This window comes from Opitutus sp. (assembly GCA_024998815.1).
Taxonomy (GTDB): Bacteria; Verrucomicrobiota; Verrucomicrobiia; order Opitutales; family Opitutaceae; genus Rariglobus.
The window spans coordinates 1,312,197-1,329,242 of the sequence record JACEUQ010000001.1; the positions used below are offsets into that span (position 1 = coordinate 1,312,197).

Below are 17,046 nucleotides of genomic sequence, written 5' to 3' on the forward strand. Positions count from 1 at the left end.
GTCAACGCGGGCAAGTCACTCAATTTTTGCCGGATGACAGTGAGCTCGAGCCCGTTGGAGCGAGGACAAAGCCGCTCTGCTCACAGAGGGCTTTGGTCGCCGTCGTAATCTCCTGACTGAGTTTCAGGATGTCCAATTGGGGAAGGCCCGCGTCGACAAAAACGCCCTCCGAAATCGGCCACGAGTCGCTGGTGACGCCCAGGCCGAACTCGGTGCCCGCGACTACCGAGGCGGTGAGGTGTAACAGGGCGCTCCAACGGCGCACCTCGGGGTCCGCCGCCTTTTGGATGTCGTGCTGATGCGTTAAAACCTGGGTAAACAGGGGATTCATTCCCCACAACGCGAGAACCGCGCCGCCCAGCTCGCCGTGGGCGTAGCCAAAGGTTTCGCGCTCCCAGTTGATCACCGCTTGGATGTTAGGCAGGTCGCCGGCTCCGGCCGGAATCTCCATTTGCAAGGCGAGTCTTTGGAGTAAAATCCGCCCCAGATTATGCATCAAGCCGATGGTGTAAGCAGCTTTATGATCGAGGCTGGTTTGTTTTGCGATCACCTCCATGCCCACCGCCATGGCGATGGAATTGGCGAGCAGCCGGTCAGCGGAAATATGATAAACGGGCAGGTTTTGCTCACAGAGTTGGGCTGATACCGTGATGCAGGCGACCCGGTAGGCCTGAAACGCCCCCAGCCAGACGAGGGCTTGGTCCAAACTGGTGACGGTCTCGCCGCGCGTGTAACAAGCGCTGTTGGCCATGCGCAACAGGCGGCCCGTGATGGCGACGTCCATCGAAACTAGGCGGACAACGTGGTCGATATCGACATCGGGCTGTTGGATGGCGCGGTAAAGCGTATCAATAAGCTTGGAGGAGGAAGGAAGGCGGGCGGAAGCGGCCTTCAGCCAGTTGATGTCAACCTGGGTGAAATGGGTCATGGGATCAGTTAATTGGAAAAGTTACGGGATTGGTTGAGGGCACCGCGGCTGATTTCGACCAGTTGCACGGATTTAATCCCGAGGGCGTCGAGCCGGTCCTTGCGTAGCATAGAGCCACTTTGCAGGGCGTGGAAAGTCGCCCGGTTGCTTTCGGCCAAAGTCTCCGCCGTTTGCAAAATCAGGGACATCGGCGACTCGTTAACACAGGCGAGTTGGTCGGTGGATTTCTCGATGCTGTCGCTGACCGAGGCGGGGAAGCCCCACTTGCGCGTGATGAAACTGGAGACCTCGATGTGGTTAAGCCCAAAAGTGTTATGCTCCCACTGCAGGAGTGACTCGGCGCCACCCCACTCCAGTTTATCGACGTGAGAAAACTGCTGTTCTGCCCATTTATTGAGCACCAGAATACCGAGCGGGCGCATCAGGCCGGCGAGGTAAGCCACGTTGGGATCCATTTTAACCTCCGCTGCAATGAGTTGGCTGGCGGAGGCGGTAAACAGGACGCTTTTATTGTACTGGTCGCCGGAGATGCCGTAGGCGCGCAGCCGAGGCGGAGCCATGCCCTGCATGGTAGCCGTGGCGATGAGGCGGGCAATCTCGCGCATGCCGACACGCTGCAACGCATCCTCGATGGTTTTACAGATATTCGAGGTGCGCACAAAAAACGCTGAATTGGAGATGCGAATGATCCGCGCCGAGAGCATCACGTCGCGCCGCAGAATCGTGGCGATTTCGGGGATCGTGGTGCGCGGGTTACTGATCGCCAAGTTGAGCAACCCGAGGATTTGCCCCGAAGCATTCAGTGAATCAGTAATGGTCAACAGGCACTGCTGGTCATTGGTCAGCCGCTTCACGTTGCCGTGTGGATGGGAAGTTTCACTCAAAGTCATAATGATGGTGCTTGGGGTTGAGTGTACCCATCGGCGCATTCAGCGGATACTTAAGCCGGTTTCGGCTTTTACCTTTTTTTGATGAAGTCTCTAATCCACTGAAAACTAGATATTAGCAAAACGCCTAAGGGAAACACCCTAGACGAACACCCCAAGCGGGCCGGTGATTATCGGACGACACAGAGGTCGTCCCTCCCCCGCGCCGACATGCAGGCGCCGTGTTTCGGCCATCAAGCCGGGCTTGATAGCCGAAACACCGGCTCAAAGCTGCACGGGCAGGCCGATCTCGATGATCTGCGTGGGCAGGATTTGGTAATAATCCTTGATCGGGCGGGCGTTGCGACTGAGGAAGGCGTAGAGCGATTTCTGCCACTCGAACATCTTGGCGTTACCACCGGTGATGATCATTTCGCGGTTGAAATAATAGGTGGTGCCGTGCGCGGTGACCGGCACGCCTTGGCCCCGGATGCGATCCACCAGCTTGTTGACCGAGGGCGACTCCATGTAGCCGTAGCGACCTACGGCGCGCCAAATCCCCTCGCCCAAACACTCGAGTGTCATGCGCTCCTCGTCATTCACGTTGGGCACCTCTTCGGTCACAATGGTCAGCAGCACAACGGTTTGCTGAAGGCATTTGTTGGCCTTGAGGTGGTGCAGCAAGGCCAACGGTGTGCCTTTGGAAGTGGCCACCATAAACACCGCGCTGCCGGGCACGCGCACGATGTTTTTACTTTTCGCAACTTGCGACAATTCCAGCTCGTTGATGGCGCCACCATAGACCTTTTCCTGTATCTCGTTACGCCCGCTTTTCCACGTGTGCATGACAGCGAGCACGGCGAGGGCCATGCCCACCGGCAGCCAGCCGCCGTCCTCGAATTTATGGGCGTTGGCCCCCAACAAAGTCAGATCCACCACAATGAAGAGCCCGCACAGCCCCAGGGCTTTTCCGCGTGACCACTTCCAGCGCACCCGGCTCGCCCGATAAAAAGCAAAGGTGGTCACGGCCATCGTGCCAGTGACCGCGATGCCGTAGGCGGCAGCCAGGGCCTCGGAGGACTTAAACTCAAAAACAATCCAGATCGAGCCGAGCGCCAGCGCCCAGTTGATCAACGGGATGTAGATTTGCCCCTCGTGTTCGGCATTGGTGTGCAGGATCTTAAGACGCGGAAAGTAGCCCAATTGGATGGCTTGGCGGGTCAAAGAGAACGTGCCTGAGATCAAGGCCTGGCTGGCGATGATGGCCGCGAAAATCGATAGGATCACGAGCACGAACTGAATCGGGCCGGCGGGGGCCAACTGAAAAAACGGATTCTCGGTGCTGAGCGGATGGCTGATGGCCCAGGCGCCTTGACCGAAATAGTTGAGCAACAAAGCCGGGCAGGCCATTCCATACCAAGCAATTGCGATGTAACGCCGGCCGAAGTGGCCCATGTCGGCATAAAGCGCCTCGGCCCCGGTGACCGTCAAAACGATCGCGCCGAGTATGGCCGCGGCAAAGCCCGGATTGTTGGCCAGCAGGCGATAACCATAAAGCGGGTTGATCGCCCTGAGAACCGTCGGGTCTTGCGCCAGATGCCACGTGCCAAGCGCCCCGAGAGCGAGAAACCACGCCAACATCACCGGCCCGAAAATGCTCCCAATGAGCTTGGTGCCCTTACTCTGACTCACGAACAGCAGTGCGAGAATGACCACCGAAATAATCACAATGGAGTGCTGCGTCAGATCTGGAACAAAGTTTTTTAACCCCTCGGCTGCACCAAGTACCGAAATAGCGGGCGTAATTACCCCGTCGCCGTACAGCAAGGCTGCTCCCAGCAAAATCAGCACCGTTCCCCAGCCTAACCCGCGCCGATCGCCATAAATGGTCGGAGCATCGCCGCGAGCATGGCCAAGGGCGAGCAAGGCAAAGATACCACCTTCACCGCGGTTGTCCGCCTTGGTGACGTAATGCAGGTACTTAAAACTGACAATAAAAGTGAGCGCCCAAAACATCAGCGACAAGACCCCGAGCACCCCGTCGGCGCGCGCCATGGTTGGCGGCAGGTGCACCAAACACTCGCGCATCGCGTAAAGCGGACTCGTGCCGATGTCGCCAAAAACCACCCCCAACGCCCCCAAACAGAGACTGGCTTGTGCAGCTTTTGACACCGACGCTTGGTGATTATGCATATTAGGAACGGTCTAGTTCACACAAAAAATTGTCCCGCACCAGCCCATTCGTTGTCCCTAAAATCCGCATCTCGTACGCGCCCGATTGACGCGCACCCGACGGCCTGCATGGTGCTGGCTTCATGAGTCTCCCTGATTGGAAAGTCGCCAAGACCTACACCGACATCCTCTACCACAAGGCCGAGGGTATCGCCAAAATCACCATTAACCGCCCCGAGAAGCGCAACGCCTTCCGGCCCGAGACGGCCATGGAGTTGCACGACGCGCTGATTGACGCCCGCGAGGACCTGTCGGTGGGCGTGGTGCTGCTCACCGGAGCCGGTCCGCACAGCGACGGCAAGTACGCGTTTTGCTCCGGCGGCGACCAAAGCGTGCGCGGTCACGCCGGCTACGTGGGCGGCGACGGCGTGCCGCGCCTCAACATCCTGGATGTGCAAAAGCTCATCCGCTCCATGCCTAAGGTGGTCATCGCGCTGATCGCCGGGTACGCCATCGGCGGCGGCCACGTGTTGCACCTGGTTTGCGATCTGTCGATCGCGGCCGACAATGCCATTTGCGGCCAAGTGGGGCCCAAGATGGGCAGCTTCGACGGCGGCTTTGGCTCCAGTTATCTGGCGCGCATCGTCGGCCAGAAAAAGGCCCGCGAAATCTGGTACCTGTGCCGCCAATATAACGCGCAGCAGGCCCTCGACATGGGACTGGTTAACACCGTCGTTCCGCTGGCCCAACTCGAAGCCGAGGGCGTGCAGTGGGCCCGCGAAATCATGGGGCACAGCCCCCTGGCGATTCGCTGCCTCAAGAGCGCCTTTAACGCCGATGTGGATGGCCAAAGCGGTCTGCAGGAACTCGCCGGTAACGCCACCCTACTCTATTACATGAGCGAGGAGGCCAAGGAATTCCACGGCGCCCAACGTGAGAAGCGCAAACCCGACGCGCGCAAGTTCCCCTGGCTGCCGTAAGCCGGTGCCGCGTTCAGGCCGAGGTGCGCACGTGCACGTCGGCCTGCGCAGCTGCCACACGGGCGGCCAACTCGGCCGCAACCTGGCCCCGGCGGGTCTTGTAAAACAGGGCAAGCCCGCCCTGAAACAACAGGGTGCCGCCCATCATGAGCAGGTAGACGGCGAAATACATCGGTTTCAAAAGCGGCTCCAAATCCGTGGGTAAAACCCCGTATTGCTCCAGCATGCCACGCATCTCCGGCGTAAGACGCGCCATCAACGCGGCCGCGTCGTAGGCACGCAGGTTTTCCATCACATAGAGAAAAACAATCGCCAGCACGGCGAGTTGCGCCCGCAGCAGCCAAACCATGCCGCTCGCATCGCCGCTTATCAGGCGCTTCCTGCTGCACAGCGTCGTGATGCCGCAGGACATAACAATAGCCCCAACTGCGGCCCCAGGCCACTGCCCAAGCCACAGCGACAGGGACGTGCAAAAACCCGAGAACAACGTCATGCACCAGCCGTCCATCAAGGAGAGTGCGAGTACGCGGCGTAAGGTGGGTTCGGGGAGAGAATCAGGCATACGTTTCAAGTTTTGCCCGAGCGTCACCGACGCACGCCCTTTCAGCAAGTCCGCACCCAGGGAATCGCGCGTTACCCAAACTCACCGCAGCCAACGCCAAGCAGCGCTAACCGCAGCGATCAGGCGGCGTCCAGAGTGCTCTCGCCTTTACCTGATTTGCGCAGGATAGGCCGGCGTTTGCCGGCCACCACGGAGCAGTCGATCACCACCTCGATCACGTCGTCGCGACTGGGGAGCTCGTACATCACCTCCAACATGAGATTTTCCATGATCGAACGCAGCGCCCGCGCGCCGGTCTTCAACTCGACCGCCTTAACCGCGATGGCCTTGATCGCATCGGGGGTGAACTTGAGTTTCACACCGTCCATAGCGAAGAGCTTGGAATACTGCTTCACCATGGCGTTCTTGGTGCGCACGAGCACCTTTTCGAGGTCGGCCACCTGCAGCGGCTCCAAAACCGTGACGACCGGTAAACGACCGATGAATTCCGGGATCATGCCAAAGCGCACCAGGTCGCCCGGCTCGATCGACTTCATGATGTTTTCGGCGCTCATGGCGTCGCCATTATCCTGCTGCGACTGAATGGAACCAAAGCCGAGCCCGCGCTGCCCCAGACGCTTACTGATAATGCCCTCCAGGCCGACGAACGCCCCGCCGCAAATAAAGAGGATATTGGCGGTGTTGATCTGCACGTATTCCTGATTTGGATGCTTGCGACCGCCTTGGGGCGGCACGTTGCACACCGAGCCCTCCAGAACCTTGAGCAAAGCCTGCTGAACACCCTCGCCGGAGACGTCGCGCGTGATAGAAACGTTCTCGGTTTTACGGCCGATTTTATCGATTTCGTCGATGTAGATGATGCCGCACTCCGCGCGTTTCACATCAAAGTTGGCGGCCTGAAGCAGACGCAAAACGACGTTCTCAACATCTTCGCCCACGTAGCCGGCCTCGGTGAGCGTGGTGGCGTCGGAAATGGCAAAAGGAACATCGAGAATCTTGGCGAGCGTGCGGGCGAGGAGCGTCTTGCCGGAGCCGGTCGGGCCGGTGAGCAAGATGTTGCTCTTTTCAACCTCCACGTCGGTGAACTCGGAGGAGAACTCATCGCTGTGAACAGGCGAGTGTCCGGCGCCAAACATGAGGCGCTTGTAGTGGTTGTAGACGGCAACCGCCAAGACCTTCTTGGCGTGATCCTGGCCGATCACAAAGTCATCGAGGGCCGCCTTAACCGCGGCGGGCTTTATGAGCCGGAAAGCGGGTTTAACGGCGGCGGGAGCGGCGTGCTGATTCAGCTCACGATCAACGATCGTCTTGCACACGTTGACGCACGCATCGCAGATCTGCACCCCGGGACCGGCGATGATTTTCCGCACCTCTGCCTGTGATTTGCCGCAGAACGAACAGAGGGTCACGCGAGACGGTTTGGCCATGGTTTTACTCTGCGTTTCACCGGGTGCCTGTCGAGTACGCAAAAGCTCAAAAAAAACGGCGACCCGAAGGTCGCCGTTTTGGAGGGTGTTTTGCGCTAGTCCGAATCAGGCGGCGCCGGGAACCGGCACCGACAGCTTCACTTCGCGCGTCGACTCGACCACGTGGTCAACCAGGCCGTAAGCCTTGGCCTCGTAGGCGCTCAGGTAGTAATCGCGATCGGAATCCTTCTCAACCTGCTCGGCGGTTTTGCCGGTGTGTTTGGCAATAACTCCGTTGAGCGTCTGGCGCCAACGCAGGATTTCCTTGGAGGCGATCATGATGTCGGCGGTCTGGCCACCGGCGCCACCGCTGGGCTGGTGGATCATCACGCGGCTGTTGGGCAACGCGTAACGCTTGCCGGGGGTGCCGGCCGTGAGCAACACCGTCGCCATGCTGGCCGCCTGGCCGATGCAATAGGTGACGATGTCACACTGCAGGAAGTTCATCGTGTCGTAGATGGCCATGCCACCGGTGACGACGCCACCCGGGGAGTTGATGTAGAAATGGATGTCTTTCTTGGAATCTTCCATCTGCAGAAAAAGCATCTGCGCGATCACCACATTGGCGACCATGTCATCGATCGGCGAACCGATGAAAATGATGCGATCTTTGAGCAGACGGCTGAAAACATCCCATTGCCGCTCGCCGCGGCCGGTGTTCTCCAGAATGGTAGGGACGTAGTAACTCACGGGTTTTTCCTTGGTTTACGGTGAACTGATCACGCCTTCGCAGGGGCGGTCGTCACGGTAGCCTTGGACACCAGCAAATCAAGGGCCTTGTCGAAAATGATCGACTGCTGGATGGAGCGCAGCTTCTCGCGGTCCTTGGTCAGCTCTTTGACCAGCTTCTCGGGCTTCTGCTGGGTCATCATCGACTCGCGGTAGATGAAGGTGTCGATGTCGCGCTCGTTGACGGTGATCTTTTCCTGCTCGGCGATCTTGGCGAGGAGCAGCTGGGTCTTGACGCGGGTGCGGGCGGCAACGCTGGCGCTCTGGTGGAGGGCGGCCTTATCCTTCTCGAACTGCTCGGCGGGGACGCCGCGGCGCATGTTTTCCTCGATGAACTGGCGTAGCACGGACTGGGTCTCGGACTCGACCAGGCTCTCGGGGATGGCGAACTCGACCTTGGCGTTAAGCGCCTCGGAAACCTGACGGCGCTGGGCCTGGCGGTTCTCGTACTCCTTGCGGCCCTTCAGATTGTTGCGGACGTTAACCTTGAGGCTGTCGAGGTTGTCGGACTGGTTGGCTTTGAAGAAAGCCTCGTCCATGGGAGGCAGAACGCGCTCGCGGATTTCGAGGATCTCGACGGCGTAGACAGCGGTTTTACCAGCCAAGGCCGGCACTGCGGCGAACTCGGCGGGGAACGAAATGGTGATGTCCTTCTTGTTGCCCTTGGACAGGCCGGCGAGCTGCTTGCCCAAACCGGGGATCAGCCCTTCGTTTTCGCCTTCAACCTCTTCCCACGTCTGGGGAACTTTGGCGTAGATCTGCTTATCGGCGACGATTTCGAGAATGGATTGGCCATCAATGGTGCCTTCGTAGGCGAGTTTCACGTAGTCGGCCTTGGCGGCGGCGCGCTCGGCGACCTTGAAGTCGGCACGCTCGGAGCGCATGCCCTCGATGACCTTCTCGACCTCGGCATCGGTGGACTCGACGGACTGGATCTCGGTGGAGAGATTGGAGTAGTCGGGCAGCGTGAAGGTGGGGCGCACGTCGAGCGTGATGGTGATGGTGGCCGGTTGATCGACGGCGATGGTGCCCTCCTGAACATCGGTGATGTTGAGTGCTTCGAGCTTGGACTGCTCGAGGCCGCCACGGTAGGCCTTGGACATGACCTTCTGTTTGAACTCTTCGCTGATCTCCTTGCTGTAGCGCTTGATGATCATAGCGGCAGGAGCCTTGCCGGGACGGAAGCCGGGCAGACGGGCCTGCTTGGAAATCTCTCCGACCACGGCTTTGTGTTCGGCAGCGACTTCAGCTTGGTCGAGGGTAACGACTAGGCTTTTACGGGTTTCGGAGACGTCTTTGATTTCGATGTTCACAGTAGGAAAAAGTCGGAGGGTTTTGTTGGTAGAATTGGCCAAAATACGCGGCGCCCTTCGTCGCGGTCAATGCCTGATTCTCCGCGCTTGAAAGCCGCGCCCAGGGCCAGCTTGATGCCACGCTCATGCCCAGCCTCCGCCAACTGCTCGCCGCACACCCCACCCTGCTCCTGATCGATTCCGCCTCGGCGCGCGTTCAGGCCGGGCTCTGGACTCCGGGCGCCGCCGCACCCGTTTGGCAACACAGCGACACCGAGGCCGGCACCGGCATCTTCGCCTGTGTCGAGGCGCTGCTCAACCAGGCCGGCCGGCGTATCGCCGAAGTCGATGCGTTTGTTTTTTGCGAAGGCCCGGGATCGGTCCTGGGCATCCGCACCGCCGCCGTGGCGCTGCGCACCTGGCGCGTGATCAACCCCAGCGCCGCCACCTACACCTACCAGAGTCTCGACTTGGTGGCCCGTTCGCTTGGCCGCCCCGAGCTCAGCGTGATCGCCGACGCCCGCCGCGACACCTGGCACGTTGCCCAACTTGGCCAAGCGCTGCGCCGCGTGCCATCGGCCGAGTTGGCGGGCGAATGCGTCATGCCGGAGTTTTTCCGCCACTGGACGCCGCTGCCGGCCGGGCTAGGAACAACCCGCTACGACGTGGCCGCATTGTTGAAAAACCTGCCGAACGAGGACCTGTTTCGCGCTGTGACCGAGCCCGATGCGTTTTCGCACGAGGAACCGAGCTACGTAACGTGGACTCCGCAAATCCACCAAGCCCCGGCGCCACGCCCGGCTTCAATTTAACATGTCCACTGCTTCCCGTTTACCGCTGCGTTGCTGGGCCGAGATCGATCTCGCCGTGCTGGAGCGCAACCTGCGCCTGATCCGCGCCTCCCTGCCCGACCACATGCGTTATGTGGCGGTGATCAAGGCCGACGCCTACGGCCACGGCCTGCCGCAAACCGCCGCCCGACTCATGCACGCAGGCGCCGACCTGTTTGCCGTGGCCAACTTGGCTGAAGCCGCCGCCCTGCGCGAAATCGGCCCCGGCTGGCCCGTGCTTCTGCTCAGCCCACTGCTACCTGAAGAAGACCGCCACGTGCTCGATTACGATGTCGCCGTTACCATTTCGTCGGAGGCCGAAGTCACCCGGCTCGACAACGCAGCCCGCGCCGCCGGACGCTCCTTAACCGTCCACCTTAAAATCGACACCGGCATGGGCCGCCTCGGCGTGTGGTACGAAAAAGCCCCGGCGCTGTATCTAAAAATCCGTGAAGCCACGCACCTGCGTTTGGCGGGGGTTTTCACTCATTTTTCTAGTTCCGACGATGACGCGGTCTTCACCGCCGAACAGCGCCGCCGCTTCCTTAACGCGCTCCAAGCATGCCCCGGCATCGATCTCGGAGCGCTGCTGATCCACGCCGACAACAGTGCCGGACTGGAAACAATTGAAGTCGCCGGGCCCTTCAACGCCGTGCGCGTGGGACTGCTCCAATTCGGCATCATGCCCCACGCCGACTCGCTGCTCGCGCAAGTTCAAGCCGAGCCCGTATTCAGTTTCCACACTCGCATCGCCTTGGTGAAACAACTCCCGGCCGGCACCGCCGTCAGCTACGGGCGCACGTGCTCACTCAAACGGGATTCCACAGTCGCGATCCTCGCCGCTGGCTATGGCGACGGCGTCGCCCGCGCCGCGAGCAATCGGGGCCACGTGCTCATTCGCGGAAAACGCTGCCCGATTCTCGGCCGCGTCACCATGGACCAGACCATCGTCGACGTGACCGATGTCCCCGGTGTCGAAACCGGCGACCCGGTCGTTCTTGTGGGTCGCCAGCAGGACGAGCAGATCGGCCTGACCGAGTTCAGCCGTTGGGCGGACACGATACCCTGGGAAACACTCACCTCGGTGACCAAACGCGTCCCGCGCCTCTACCGCACCTCGCTCGGGCTTTGATCCCAGCCGTCCGCATAACAGCTCCGTCCGCCCTTCGCTCACCGCAATGCAGCCCTTCACCGCCACCCCCGCCGAATCCGTCCGCTCGCTCGGCGAACTCGGGTTGATCGCGGCGATTCGTCGCTGGCTGGGAACCGCCTCGCCGCCTGAGCCCTTTGGGATCGGTGACGACTGCGCGGTGCTACCGGCCTCGCGTCACCGCCAATTGGTGACAGTCGACCCGGTGGTTTACGGCGAACATTTTGATGACTCCATTCCGCCGCGCGCCGTCGCCGCCAAATTACTCAAACGCAACCTGAGCGACATCGCCGCCATGGGTGGCCGCCCCCGCGCCGCCGTCATCGCCCTCGCCCTCGATGAAACCGTGAGTACGCGCTGGCTGGAGCAATTTTACCGCGGGCTCGCCGCCACCGCCCGCACCTACGCGGTGAGCATCGTTGGCGGCGACATTACCCGGCAAAAAGGCGGACTCGCCGCCACCCTCACGCTGATCGGCGAGGTCAATGGCCCGCGTGTCCTCACCAGAAAAGGCGCGAAAACAGGTGACTGGATTTTCGTTACCGGCACGCTCGGCGGCAGCATCCTCGGCCACCATCACCGGTTTACGCCCCGCCTAGCCGAAGGCGCTTGGCTGGCCGGACGCCGCGAAGTCCGCTCGCTCATGGATGTGAGCGACGGGTTGGCCAAAGACCTGCCTGCGCTCACGCCAACGGCTGCGGTACCCTCGTTGTGCCCCCCCGCCATTCCTATCAGCGCTGCAGCTCGAACCCTCGCGCGACGCGACGGCCGCTCGGCCTTGGACCACGCACTGAGCGACGGCGAGGACTTTGAACTGCTCTTCACCGTCGCGGCCCGCGCCGATCGCGCCGCACTCGAAACGGCGTGGCGCAAAAAATTCCGCACGCGACTCACCTGCATCGGCCGTTTCACTCGAACCCTCGAAGCGGGCGCGCTGCCGCTCGAAAACTTTAAAGGCTATGAACATCTTCGCTAAACTGCGCGCAGGCGTTGTGACCACCTCCGCCGACGAAAGCCACGCGCTGGCGCTGGAGTTAGCTGCGGCACTGCCGCCCGACACCACCTTGGCGCTGCACGGCGATCTCGGCGTGGGCAAAACCACTTTTGTTCAAGGCCTCGCCCGTGGCCTAGGAGTGACCGCACCGGTGACGAGCCCGACGTTTAACATTTTTACGCTCTACCGAGGCGAGTCGCGCACGCTGGTGCACATGGACGCCTACCGCCTCGAAAACGACCGGCAAATCGACGCCTTGATGCTGGAGGATTTTTTGGTGAGCCCGTGGTGTTTGGCGGTGGAGTGGCCGGAAAAAATCGCCGGCTGGATCCCGGCCAACGCGCTGCACCTCGACCTCGGCATCACTTCAGAACAGCACCACACGGTGCGGCTGCGGTAGTCGCAACAGGGCGCTCAAAACCGGGGCTGCTTGGCCCCTGTTTTGCCGGCTGCATCCACCCGCGCGCGCAACGCAGCACGGTTGACCTTGCCCTGCGCGTTACGCGGCCAGTCGGGTACGGCGACGTAACGCTTGGGGCGCTTGTACGCGGCGAGTTGCCCCAACTCAGGCTCCGCAGCCAACGCGCCATCGCACGCCGGATAACAAGCCACCACCACCTCACCCCAAACTGCATCGGCCACGCCGACCACCATCACATCCGAAAAAAAGTTGTCCTGCCGCAGGGCCGCCTCCACCTCCGCCGGATCCACTTTCTCGCCACCGCTGATAATCAGCGCATCGCGCCGCCCGAGCACCCGCAGGCTGCCCTGGCTGTCGAATCTCCCCAAATCCTCCGTCGCCCATGACTCGCCTGTGCGTGTTTCCGGCCAGTACCCACGAAACAACGACGCCCCGCCGAGCACGATCCGCCCGTCCTCGTCAGCGGCCAACGCCAGCCGCGCATGAGGCAACACCGTGCCGCAACCGCGTCCGCCTGCCAATAATTCCTCCGGTCGCAGCGCAGTGATCATCGCGGCGGTTTCCGTCATCCCGTAGGCAAACGCCAGGGGCAACCGCGCGCGCGCACCTGCTTCGATCAACTCCGGCCAGGCCGGCCCGCCGCCCACAAACACCGCCCTAAAACCGCGCAACCATGCCTCTGCTTCAGCGTTGCCCAACAGGCGCTGCAACTGCGTCGGCACCAGCGACAGAAACCAATCGCCCTTCCCCAACGGCAGCACCGGACGCTCGCCCGCCTCCACCGCTTTCCAACTCCACGGCAGATAAGTTCCCCCGGTCATCACGGTGCGCATCCACGCCATCAGCCCGCTCACGTGATGAAGCGGAAGCAACCCAACGGCGTTCACTTGAGTGACGCCAAAATATGTGCAAAAACCGCGCACAGCCGCCGCCAACGTAACCGAGTCGTGACGGGCGAGACGCAGGTTTCCCGACGAACCGCCCGTGGGAATGCATAACCAGCCGCGGTCCAACTGCGCCAGTTGGCCACCCGCCGCCTGCAACCCCGCCTCCGTCGACTCAGGCAACGGCGTCTGCGCAATGATCGCCTGAAACTGCGCGCGTTCGACTTCGCCCCAATTTGGGTCGGCCAAAAACACCGACCCGCGTGCGGCCACCGCCTCGGCAAAGCGCGCGATAAACCGAGCTGGTTCACGCTCCGCAACCACCACGCCCATCGCCGCCGATCCCTCGGTAAACGGCGGCGGGATCGCACCGAGCAAGCGGATCAATTCAGCGCGTTCCACACGGCCTCCGGGTCGAGTCTCGCCACATCTTCGGCGCGGAAAAACGGCGCGGAAAACGGACCGTTAAACGCGTTATCGGCAAACAGCGGCCAGACCCCGCAACCGAGCGCACGCGGCTTTTCCACGGGCCAAGCGAACGCACGCCGCAGGATGGCTTGCGCGCCCACCGCCGTCTCCAGCGCCGTGGAAAACACCACATCGGCGCGCGCCGCAGCGAGACGCGCCAGCATGACTTCCGCATCGCCCAGCAGCGCGGGTTTGATCACCCACACGCCCCGCCAATCGGCCGCCAACCAGCGCTCAATGTCGCTCGCCCCCACCAGCGATTCATCCAGCGCAATCGGGGTCGGGTAATCCGCCGCCAAGCCTCGCAGCACGTCTTCCATGCGCCGCACCTCCGTCACGCCGTATTTAGACGGAGCGAAACACGGCTGCTCGATAAATTCGATGGGGCAGTCGGCGGCACGGTTTAACCAGCGAGCGGCGACCTTTGCCTCCCACGCCCCATTGGCGTCGAGGCGGAGTTTCGCGCCGTCGGGCAAGGCGGCGATCACGTCGTCGAGCAGCGCGAGTTCGTCGGCGGGATCAGCGACGCCGACCTTCCACTTAAACGTACGAAAACCGAGTTCCGCTTTGGGTAAAATCGCCGCCAGGGCCGCGCGTCCGGCCGGGAGCAAGGCGGCGACCGGCAAATAGGGGGCGGAGGGCGACGGGAGTGGCACGGGCGTCCCGCCCGTGTTGCCTGATTGCTCCTGCAGATCGCGCGCCCCCGCCACCCGCGCCAACGCTTCCGCCAGCGCAAAGCGCAGGCAGCCCAACCGCACCGGAACGGCGGCGAGTTGCTCCGGCGTGACCCATTCACCGAGGGCTGCGAGTGATGCGGTGATCTCGTCGAGCGACTCGGTGCCAAACCAGGGAATCGGCGCGGCCTCCCCCAGACCGGTTTGTCCCGACTCGGTGATGAGGCGCACGATCAGACCTTCGCGCACCGCCCAAAAGCCATGCGCCGTTCGCAACGGCGTGCGAAACGGCAAAGCATAGGTGCGAAAAGAGAGGCGCAGGCGCATGGCGTGAGTTAATGGAACACGGCTGAAATTTTCGTGATTAAGAGCTGCAGCTGAACAAAGAAAAGCCTCCAGCGTCGTTTTATTCCCCAGCGGTTGCGCCGCAATCAAGCCGCCATGCGCCGCCTGATTTCACCGACACCTCGCATAGTGCCAAAAAAACTTTGCGCTTTGGCGGGCGGGGCCTACTCCCTTCTCGGCAACTTATGACAATGGTTGCCACGTCCCTAGCTCACGCGTTCGACGCCGAATTTTATCAGCCCGCCGACATCTTCTTTCGGGCCAATCTGCCCGTCGCACTCACCTTCGACGACGTCTCACTGGCAACGCTTTACTCGGAGATTCTGCCCAAGGACGCCGACACTTCGACCGCCCTGTCCGACGCCCTCCGGCTTTCCATTCCGGTTATCTCGTCCGACATGGACACCGTCACCGAGGCACGCATGGCCATCTCTATGGCGCTTAACGGCGGCCTTGGTTTGATCCATTACAACATGCCCGCGCGCGACCAGGTGAAGGAAGTCGCCCGCGTCAAACGCCACATTCACGGGCTCATTCAAGACCCGATTACCGTCTCGCCGCACCAGTTGGTCGGCGACGTGCTCGCCCTCGTCGAGAACCGCAAATTCGATTTCCGCACCTTCCCTGTCGTCGATGAGGCCGGTAAACTCGTCGGCCTGCTCTCCGGCAGCACCGTGCGCGACCGCTACAAAACCAAATCGGTGGCTGAGGCGATGACTCCCCGCCGCGACATCCTCACCATCCACGAAAAAGCCCTCCAGCCCGACCCGATCAAGGCGGCCGACGCCTTCTTCAGCGAGCACATGGGCATCCACAAAATGCTCGTGGTGGATGACAACGATCGGCTCCGGGGCTTGGTCACGTTCTCGGATATCGACCGCATCCTCTCTGAATCGAAATCGCGCCGGAAGCCGTCCCGCGACAATGATTTTCGCCTCGTAGTCGGGGCTGCAATCGCCCCGGTGCGCCTGCCGGACGGCTCGCTCGATCGCGACAAAATCATCACCCACGTCGGCCAATTGGTGGACGAGCACATCGACGCGGTGGCGGTTTCCACTGCCCACGGTCACACCGCCGGAGTAGGCGACATCGTTAAACTGGTGCGCGAAGCCTTCCCGCACCTGACGATCATCGCGGGCAACGTGACCAGCGCCTCCGGCGTCGATTACCTCGCTTCATGCGGCGCCAGCGCGATCAAAGTCGGCCAGGGGCCCGGTTCTATCTGCACCACCCGCGTCGTCGCCGGCGTGGGTATTCCGCAGCTGACGGCGCTCTACGTGGCCGCCCAAGGAGCCAAAGCCCGTGGCGTTAAAATCATCGCCGACGGCGGCATCACCAAGTCGGGAGACATCGTCAAAGCTCTCACGATCGCCGATGCGGTAATCTTGGGCGGACTGTTGGCGGGTTGCCGCGAGGCGCCGGGCGAAATCATGGAGATCAACGGCAAGCTCTTTAAACAGTACCGCGGCATGGGTTCGATCAGCGCGATGAAGGCCGGCAGCGCGGCGCGTTACGGCCACGACAAAACCGACACCTCCCGCAAACTCACCGCCGAGGGCATCGAGGCGCTTAAGGAAGTCTCCGGTTCGGCTGACGAGGTGCTCGCCACCTTGGTCGGCGGCGTGCAAAGCGGCATGGGTTACCTGGGGGCCAAGGATCTCGCCACCCTGCGCTCAAAGGCCCGCTACATCCGCGTGTCACCGGCCGGCCAGAAAGAAGCCGCACCTCACGACGTAGTGGAAATTAAGACACAGACCAAGGGGTAAGCCGAAAAAAAGGGGCGGAGGAGGCTCTCGCCCGCTCCGTCCCCACTGCCGTTTTACCGAACTGGAAGCGCACTGAACCCGGCAAAGAAACTCGCGTACAGCGGGTGGTCGCGCAACGAGGTCTCGATTCCCTGCCCTGCCCCTTTGTCGAAATCATCCTCGATGATTTCGGTGAACAAAACCGCGAGCTCCGTGCCGCCCTCCGCAGTAGCAACAAGGCGAACCTTGATCGTCTGCTGGCGACTCCCGCGGAGCCGATCATCGCTCGTCAACCGACTCACCCCGTCGAGTACACCTTGAGCGGCCCCGGCCCGGGTAATCCGGAACCCAAGCCGCTCGGCGTTTGCACGGGCAACGTCGAACACCGAACGAAGGTCGGCGGCATAAACCCGCCGAACATAGGTCGGTCCGGTGAACTTTTCCTTCACGCTGGCGGCCACTTCATGGCGCGTGGATTCGCAGCCGCCGAGGGCCAGACAAACAGCGGCAAGTAAGAAACGGACGGTCGATTTCATTGAA

At 61.6% G+C, this 17,046-nt stretch carries 16 protein-coding genes; 6 read left to right on the top strand and 10 right to left on the bottom strand.

What is annotated here, in order from left to right; all coding sequences use genetic code 11:
• Window positions 1–19: 19 nt before the first annotated feature.
• From H2170_05700 to H2170_05710, 3 genes are all read right to left on the bottom strand, one after another.
• Window positions 20–928, bottom strand: a complete 909-nt coding sequence (locus H2170_05700) for an HDOD domain-containing protein (GenBank protein MCS6299580.1) — start codon at window positions 926–928, stop codon at window positions 20–22.
• A gap of 8 nt (window positions 929–936) precedes the next feature.
• Window positions 937–1,818, bottom strand: coding sequence for an HDOD domain-containing protein (locus H2170_05705; GenBank protein ID MCS6299581.1), 882 nt, complete (start codon window positions 1,816–1,818; stop codon window positions 937–939).
• A gap of 261 nt (window positions 1,819–2,079) precedes the next feature.
• The gene (locus H2170_05710) at window positions 2,080–3,987 is read right to left on the bottom strand and encodes a KUP/HAK/KT family potassium transporter (protein ID MCS6299582.1); all 1,908 of its coding nucleotides are present in this window, start codon (window positions 3,985–3,987) and stop codon (window positions 2,080–2,082) included.
• A gap of 122 nt (window positions 3,988–4,109) precedes the next feature.
• Between H2170_05710 and menB the strand changes: the two genes are divergently transcribed.
• Window positions 4,110–4,946, top strand: coding sequence for a 1,4-dihydroxy-2-naphthoyl-CoA synthase (gene menB / locus H2170_05715; protein ID MCS6299583.1), 837 nt, complete (start codon window positions 4,110–4,112; stop codon window positions 4,944–4,946).
• A gap of 13 nt (window positions 4,947–4,959) precedes the next feature.
• On the opposite strand, the gene H2170_05720 is transcribed toward menB, so the two are convergent.
• The 4 genes from H2170_05720 to tig all read right to left on the bottom strand — a co-directional run bounded on the left by H2170_05720 (window position 4,960) and on the right by tig (window position 9,016).
• Window positions 4,960–5,508: a hypothetical protein gene (locus H2170_05720; GenBank protein MCS6299584.1), complete on the bottom strand. Its 549-nt coding sequence runs from the start codon at window positions 5,506–5,508 to the stop codon at window positions 4,960–4,962.
• 119 nt (window positions 5,509–5,627) lie between these two features.
• Window positions 5,628–6,935, bottom strand: a complete 1,308-nt coding sequence (gene clpX, locus H2170_05725) for an ATP-dependent Clp protease ATP-binding subunit ClpX (GenBank protein ID MCS6299585.1) — start codon at window positions 6,933–6,935, stop codon at window positions 5,628–5,630.
• A 105-nt stretch (window positions 6,936–7,040) separates the two neighbouring features.
• Complete coding sequence (locus H2170_05730) at window positions 7,041–7,664, bottom strand: ATP-dependent Clp protease proteolytic subunit (protein ID MCS6299586.1); 624 nt, start codon at window positions 7,662–7,664, stop codon at window positions 7,041–7,043.
• A 29-nt stretch (window positions 7,665–7,693) separates the two neighbouring features.
• Window positions 7,694–9,016 carry a trigger factor gene (gene tig / locus H2170_05735; protein MCS6299587.1) on the bottom strand — a complete coding sequence of 441 codons (1,323 nt, stop codon included), beginning with the start codon at window positions 9,014–9,016 and terminating at the stop codon, window positions 7,694–7,696.
• Between the two features lie 125 nt (window positions 9,017–9,141).
• Here tig and H2170_05740 point away from each other — a divergent pair, with 125 nt between their 5' ends.
• From H2170_05740 to tsaE, 4 genes are read left to right on the top strand one after another with little or no spacing between them, the layout of a single operon-like run.
• Entirely contained in the window at window positions 9,142–9,807 is a 666-nt protein-coding gene (locus H2170_05740; GenBank protein ID MCS6299588.1) for a peptidase M22, read from the top strand.
• 1 nt (window position 9,808) lies between these two features.
• Window positions 9,809–10,957, top strand: a complete 1,149-nt coding sequence (alr, locus tag H2170_05745) for an alanine racemase (protein ID MCS6299589.1) — start codon at window positions 9,809–9,811, stop codon at window positions 10,955–10,957.
• Window positions 10,958–11,003: 46 nt separating this feature from the next.
• Entirely contained in the window at window positions 11,004–11,951 is a 948-nt protein-coding gene (locus H2170_05750; GenBank protein ID MCS6299590.1) for a thiamine-monophosphate kinase, read from the top strand.
• Entirely contained in the window at window positions 11,935–12,369 is a 435-nt protein-coding gene (gene tsaE / locus H2170_05755; GenBank protein MCS6299591.1) for a tRNA (adenosine(37)-N6)-threonylcarbamoyltransferase complex ATPase subunit type 1 TsaE, read from the top strand. The genes H2170_05750 and tsaE overlap by 17 nt, the downstream gene beginning before the upstream one ends.
• A gap of 14 nt (window positions 12,370–12,383) precedes the next feature.
• Here tsaE and H2170_05760 read toward each other — a convergent pair whose 3' ends face one another.
• The gene (locus H2170_05760) at window positions 12,384–13,607 is read right to left on the bottom strand and encodes an AMP-binding protein (protein MCS6299592.1); all 1,224 of its coding nucleotides are present in this window, start codon (window positions 13,605–13,607) and stop codon (window positions 12,384–12,386) included.
• 50 nt (window positions 13,608–13,657) lie between these two features.
• Complete coding sequence (locus tag H2170_05765) at window positions 13,658–14,743, bottom strand: o-succinylbenzoate synthase (GenBank protein MCS6299593.1); 1,086 nt, start codon at window positions 14,741–14,743, stop codon at window positions 13,658–13,660.
• Between the two features lie 203 nt (window positions 14,744–14,946).
• Here H2170_05765 and H2170_05770 point away from each other — a divergent pair, with 203 nt between their 5' ends.
• The gene (locus H2170_05770) at window positions 14,947–16,527 is read left to right on the top strand and encodes an IMP dehydrogenase (GenBank protein ID MCS6299594.1); all 1,581 of its coding nucleotides are present in this window, start codon (window positions 14,947–14,949) and stop codon (window positions 16,525–16,527) included.
• Between the two features lie 53 nt (window positions 16,528–16,580).
• On the opposite strand, the gene H2170_05775 is transcribed toward H2170_05770, so the two are convergent.
• The gene (locus tag H2170_05775) at window positions 16,581–17,042 is read right to left on the bottom strand and encodes a hypothetical protein (GenBank protein ID MCS6299595.1); all 462 of its coding nucleotides are present in this window, start codon (window positions 17,040–17,042) and stop codon (window positions 16,581–16,583) included.
• Window positions 17,043–17,046: the final 4 nt, after the last annotated feature.